Consider the following 2,429-nt stretch of genomic DNA (forward strand, 5'->3'; position numbering starts at 1 on the left):
CACGCTTGACTTTGACTTTTTGTCATCTTACTTATTATGTTTGTACTTAAATTACTTGTCTTCTTTTACTTCTTCAAATTCAGCGTCTACTACATTATCTTTTTTCGCGCCAGCGTCTTGTGCTCCTTGTGCACCTTCTGCTTGCCCTGCAGCTGCTTGAGCTTGCTCGTATAATTTAACGCTTAATTGTTGTACGATTTCTTGTAAAGCATCTTTTTTCGCACGGATTTCATCAAGATCGTTTTTCTCAATTGCCGCTTGCAACGCTTCTTTCGCTTCTGTCGCTTTTGCAACCTCAGCCGCATCTACTTTACCTTCTAAATCTTTTACAACTTTATCTGTTTGGAATACAAGTTGGTCAGCTTCATTACGAAGTTCAACTTCTTCCTTACGTTTTTGGTCAGCGTCAGCATTTGCTTCTGCTTCTTGTACCATACGATCTACTTCTTCATCAGAAAGACCTGAAGATGATTGAATTGTAATAGCTTGCTCTTTGCTTGTTCCTAAGTCTTTTGCACGTACGTTAACGATACCGTTCGCATCAATATCGAATGTTACTTCGATTTGTGGAATACCACGTGGTGCTGGTGGAAGATCCGTTAATTGGAAACGACCTAATGTTTTGTTGTCAGCTGACATTGGACGCTCACCTTGTAGTACATGAATGTCTACTGCCGGTTGGTTATCAGCAGCTGTTGAGAATACTTGTGACTTACTTGTTGGAATTGTAGTGTTACGCTCGATTAATTTCGTGAACACACCACCCATAGTTTCAATACCTAAAGAAAGTGGAGTTACGTCTAATAATAGTACGCCTTCTACATCACCAGTAAGTACGCCACCTTGAACCGCAGCACCTAATGCTACAACTTCATCAGGGTTTACGCCTTTGTATGGCTCTTTACCAGTTTCACGTTTAATAGCTTCTTGAACAGCTGGGATACGAGTAGATCCACCAACAAGGATAACTTTATCTAATTCACTTGGAGCAAAGCCAGCGTCTTTTAATGCACGACGAGTTGGCTCTAATGTTCTTTCAACAAGACCTGCTGAAAGCTCTTCGAATTTTGCTCTTGTTAACGTTAATTCTAAGTGTAATGGGCCAGCAGCTCCAGCACTAATGAATGGTAATGAAATTTGTGTTTGTGTTACACCTGAAAGATCTTTTTTCGCTTTTTCAGCTGCATCTTTCAAACGTTGAAGTGCCATTTTATCTTGGCTTAAATCAATGTTATTTTCTTTTTTGAATTCAGCTACTAAGTGATCGATGATAACTTGGTCAAAGTCATCTCCACCAAGGCGGTTGTCACCAGCAGTTGAAATAACTTCGAATGTGCCGTCTGCTAACTCAAGGATAGATACGTCAAATGTACCGCCACCTAAGTCATATACTAAGATTTTTTGCTCTTCATCTTGTTTTTCTAAACCGTAAGCAAGTGCTGCTGCTGTTGGTTCGTTAATGATACGCTCAACTTCTAAACCAGCGATACGACCAGCATCTTTCGTTGCTTGACGCTCTGCATCGTTGAAGTATGCAGGTACTGTAATAACAGCTTTCGTTACTGTTTCACCTAAGTATGCTTCAGCAGAAGCTTTTAAGTTTTGTAAAATGATTGCAGAAATTTCTTGAGGTGTAAAATCTTTACCTTCAACTTCTACTTTGTAGTCTGTACCCATATGACGTTTAACAGACATGATTGTATTTGGGTTTGTAATTGCTTGACGCTTCGCAACTTCCCCAACTTGACGCTCTTCATTTTTGAAAGCTACAACAGAAGGTGTTGTACGGTTTCCTTCTGGATTTGGGATAACCTTTGGTTCTCCACCTTCCATAACAGCTACACAAGAGTTTGTTGTACCTAAGTCAATACCGATAATTTTACTCATGGCGAATCCTCCTACTTTTATGTAAATTATTGATTTACTTTTACCATTGATGGGCGAATCACACGGTCTTTTAGTTTATAACCTTTTTGGAATTCTTCAACTACCGCGTTTGATTCAAATTCACTGTCTTCCACTTGCATAATAGCTTGGTGTTCATTCGGATCAAACTGTTTACCAACAGCTTCAATCGCTTCCACACCTTCTTTAGTCAACGCTTCTAGCAATTGACGATGCACCATTTCCATACCTTGTAACAAGGATTTCGTTTGCTCGTCAGTCGCTTCCACTTGCATCGCTCTTTCAAAATTATCAAGAGCTGGCAAAATATCTGAAACTAGACTTTGTGCTCTATATTTGTCAGCAGCCTGTTTATCCATTTGGACACGGCGCTTATAATTTTCAAAATCAGCTTGTAGACGTAATGTGCGACCTTCCGTTTCCGTTAGTTTCGCTTGTAACTCATCTACTTTTTCTTGTAAAAGAGCAGCCTCACTTTTTTCTTCTACAGTTTTTTCACTGTTTTCTGGCGTGACAGCTTCTTC

General features: G+C 39.7%; 2 protein-coding genes. Both read right to left on the reverse strand.

All coding sequences use genetic code 11. From position 1 onward, the window contains the following. Nucleotides 1-51 precede the first annotated feature (51 nt). Complete coding sequence (dnaK, locus tag ACS2MN_RS30885) at nt 52-1,887, reverse strand: chaperone protein DnaK (RefSeq protein WP_000034694.1); 1,836 nt, start codon at nt 1,885-1,887, stop codon at nt 52-54. Between the two features lie 26 nt (nt 1,888-1,913). Next, a partial coding sequence (grpE, locus tag ACS2MN_RS30890; RefSeq protein WP_438894968.1) for a nucleotide exchange factor GrpE occupies nt 1,914-2,429 on the reverse strand: 516 nt, incomplete at its 5' end.

Origin of the sequence: Bacillus cereus group sp. BceL062 (assembly GCF_051780025.1) — a bacterium.
In the GTDB taxonomy this organism is placed as follows: Bacteria; Bacillota; Bacilli; order Bacillales; family Bacillaceae_G; genus Bacillus_A; species Bacillus_A toyonensis.

Excerpts from the sequence above, each read along its gene's own strand:
- dnaK (WP_000034694.1), bottom strand. The coding sequence starts at position 1,887 with ATGAGTAAAATTATCGGTATTGACTTAGGTACAACAAACTCTTGTGTA.